The 3635-nt window shown below is 72.7% G+C and carries 1 protein-coding gene and 1 pseudogene; both read right to left on the bottom strand.

Translation table 11 applies throughout. From position 1 onward, the window contains the following. Positions 1-488 (bottom strand): annotated as a pseudogene (locus tag V6U77_RS29685) (non-ribosomal peptide synthetase); the annotation flags it as partial. 127 nt (positions 489-615) lie between these two features. Further along, positions 616-3635 (bottom strand): non-ribosomal peptide synthetase (locus tag V6U77_RS29680; protein ID WP_334610046.1); only part of this gene is annotated, 3020 nt, incomplete at its 5' end.

Here is a 3635-nt window from a genome sequence, read left to right as displayed (position 1 = left end):
GCCGCGTGGTCCACCCGCACCGCCGACCCGTCCGACGCGACACTCACCACGAGGTCGACATCCACCGCCTCCGGCCCCGCCTCGGCCACCGGGCCGTCCACCAGGCCCACCACCACCGGTCCCGTCGCGGCCGCGTCCAGGGCGACCGGCCCGGCCAACGCCGCACCGACCCGCGTCACCAACTCCCCGAAACCCGGATCATCGGCGACGTCGACGCGCAACGCGCCGCCCGGCGACAGCCCCACCACCACCTCGGCCTGACCGGTGTACCGGGCCAGCACCCCCAGCAGGCCGGCCAGCACCACCGCGCCGGGGGACTGCGCGCCCGCCCGGTCGGGCAGCCGCACCGCCCGGAACTCGGAGGCCGCCCGGGCCGGCCACGCCGTCGGCCGGCGCAGGTCTCCCATCAGGTCGAGGACCTCGAGGTCGCTCCCGGGCCCGGCCACATCCGTGGCCTGGGCCGGAGCACCAACGAACCCGACAGACATGAGCCAACCTCCGATCAGGACCGGCGTCACCCACAGGGGTACGCCGGAGGAAACAACCACGAACTCCGGGAACGCGCCTCGCGCCCCACGGCATGACGAGCAGCCCGGTGTGAGCGGGGTGAGACGGTCAACCGGCGGTGGGAAGCCCCGCCGGTCCGGCTTCGAGGAAGCGCAGCATGTGCCCGTTCAGCTCCTCGGCGAAGCTGTACGGCAGGTAGTCGGTGCGGATGGTGACGCGCAGCAGGGCGTGGTCGACGCGGGGCAGCACCTCGACCGTGAGGCCGTTGGGCACCTCCCGGGCGTACGGGTCGACGACCTCCTCGGCCCGGCAGCCCGGCAGTTCCAGCGGAAGGACCACGTTGTCCTGGAACACGAACGTCGGCAGGCTCGCCACCACCTCCCCGGAGAGCCCGGCGGCGGGGTCGTCGGCGGTCTCCGCGAAGGGGACGTCCTGGGCCCGCATGAGGTCGCTGATCGTCTCGTTGACGCGTAGGACGAGTTTGTCGTCCTGCGGCCCGTCGAACCGCACCCGGACGCAGTTGAGGTTCAGCCGGGTGGTGAAGGCGGAGTCGAGCACCCGGCTGCCCCGCTTGGCCACGACCATCAGCAGGGCGATGTCGTCCTGCTGGTGGATGGCGCGCAGCGCGGAGGCGAATGCCGCCACGAAGTAGCTGGCCCGGCTGAAGCGGTGTTCGCGGGCGGCGCGGTCCCAGCGTTGCAGGACGTCGGGGGCGACGGTGACGATGTGTCCGGCCTTGGGTCCCCAGGCCAGCGCCTGTTCCAGGGGCGCCGTGGCCTGGCCCCGACCCTGACGGGGCAGGCCGCGCAGCTGTTCGCGCCAGTAGGCCCGCTGGGCTTCGAGGTCCGTGGCGTCGCGCAGCCGGGTGTACTCGTCGTACGACTGGCGCAGCGTCGGCGCCGGTCGATCCCACACCGGAGCCGCACCCGCCAACCGCGCCGCGTACGCGTGGCTGAGATCCCGCACCAGCAGCGCGTACGACCACCCGTCGAAGGCGATGTGGTGGATGCCGACGCCGAACAGGACGCGGTTGGTCGATCGCTCCCGGATCAGGGCGGCCCGCCAGTTGCGGCCCTGGGTGTAGTCGAGCGGCTGCTGCACCGCTTCCGCCAACTGCTCCAGCGCCTCCTGCTCGCCGGTGGCGTCGGTGAGCAACCGTAGCTGCGGCATGCCCGGGTTCGGCGGGACGAGTGCCACGGGTGGATCCGTCCGTCGGTAACGGGCGTACAGGGCCTCGTGGCGGCGGTGCACGTCGCCGAGCGCCGCCATCAGCGCCCGCAGGTCCAGCTCACCCTCGATCCACCAGGTGACCGGGACGACGACCTCCGGCGGGGACATCAGGCACTTCGCCACCTGCTGGGCGAGCGGGACCGGGCCGGGGCGCTGACGGGCCCGCCCGGCGGTCGAACCGGTCTCCGTACGGCGCGCAGCGGTGGTGAGCCAGTGGGCCAGCCCCTGCGGGGTGGGGGTGCGGTGGATCTGCGAGACGGGCACGATGACGTCCGCCGCCTCGTCGATGCGTGTGGCCACGGTCGCCGACTGCAGGGACGTGCCGCCGAGGTCGAAGAAGCTGTCGCGCGTGCCGACCCGGTCGATGCCGAGCACCGTCGCGAACACCCCGGCCACGAGCCGTTCCTCGTTCGTCGTCGGCTCGACGAACTCCACCCCGAGGTCGGGGCGTTGGGTGTCGGGTGCGGGGAGGGCGTTCCGGTTGATCTTTCCGGTGCCGCCGACGGGGAACCGGTCGAGGATCATGATGACGGCGGGGACCATGTAGGTGGGCAGTACGGCGGCGGCGTGCTCGCGTAGCTCGGTCACGGCGGGGTGCCGGCCGTCGCGTCCGGTGACGTAGGCGATGAGGCGGGTGGTGCCGTGGTCTTCGCGGCGGGTGACGATGGCGGTGGCGACGTCGGGGTGTTGTTCGAGGGTGGCTTCGATTTCGCCGAGTTCGATGCGGATGCCGTTGACTTTGACCTGGTGGTCCATGCGGCCGAGGATTTCGAGTGCGCCGGTGTTGTTCCAGCGTCCGAGGTCGCCGGTGCGGTAGGCGGTGCCGCCGTCGTAGGGGTCGGTGACGAAGCGTTGGGTGGTGAGTTCGGGACGGTTGAGGTAGCCGTCGGCCACTCCGAAGCCGGCGACGAGGATTTCGCCGGGCACGCCCATGGGGACGAGGTTGAGATGGGCGTCGACGACGCGGATCTGGCGGTTGGGCATGGGCCAGCCGATCGGCACGTACGCGCCGCCCCAGCCCGCCGATGCGTCGAACCACGTGCACGCCACCGCGATCTCCGCCGGCCCGTACGCGTTCAGCACCCGCGTACCGGCCGCCAACCACCGTTGCGCCAGCTGCGGTGGGACGGCCTCGCCGCCGAAGATGATGCAGCGCAGGCCGGGGCAGGCCGCCGGGTCGAGCGGGGCGATGTTGGTGGCCGGCCCGAACGTGTGGGTGACGCCGTGGGTGTTGACGAGGTCGGTGAGCCGACGCACGTCGAGCAGGTCGTCGCGGGAGCAGACGACGACGCGACCGCCACCGGTGAGCGTCGCGAAGATTTCCCCGAACGCGGCGTCGAAGACCGGGGCCGCCGAGTGCAGCATGCGGCTGTCGGGGCCGATGGCGCACTCGTCGGTCATCCACGACAGGAAGTTCGCCAGCTTGTCGTGGGTGAGCACCACGCCCTTCGGGGTGCCCGTGGATCCCGACGTGTAGATGACGAACGCCGGCGCGTCGGCCGGCACCACCGGCAGATCCACCGGTTCACAGGCCCGCACCACCGGCCAGTCGTCGTCCAGCGCCACCACGGACACGCCGTCGCCGCCCGGAACCCGGGGCGCCACCGCGCCGACGGTGAGCACGATCCGGGCGCCGTGGTCGGCGAGCAGCATCCGCATCCGCTCCGCCGGCCAGGACACGTCCATCGGCGTGTACGCCGCACCCGCCCGCAGGACGGCCACCGTCGCCACCAGGGACCACAGGCCGCGTTCCAGCGCCAGCGACACCACGTCGCCGACGCCGACACCGGCGGAGCGCAGGTATGCCGCCAGCGCCCCGGAGCGGCGGTCCAGTTCCGCGTACGTCAGCACCTCACCGCCGGCGACACCCGCGACCGCCTCCGGCGTGCGCCGCGCCC

Source organism: Micromonospora sp. CPCC 205546, assembly GCF_036902715.1.
Taxonomy (GTDB): Bacteria; Actinomycetota; Actinomycetes; order Mycobacteriales; family Micromonosporaceae; genus Micromonospora.
The sequence above is the reverse complement of the archived record's forward strand: the minus strand, read 5'-3'. Positions and strand labels throughout refer to the sequence as shown.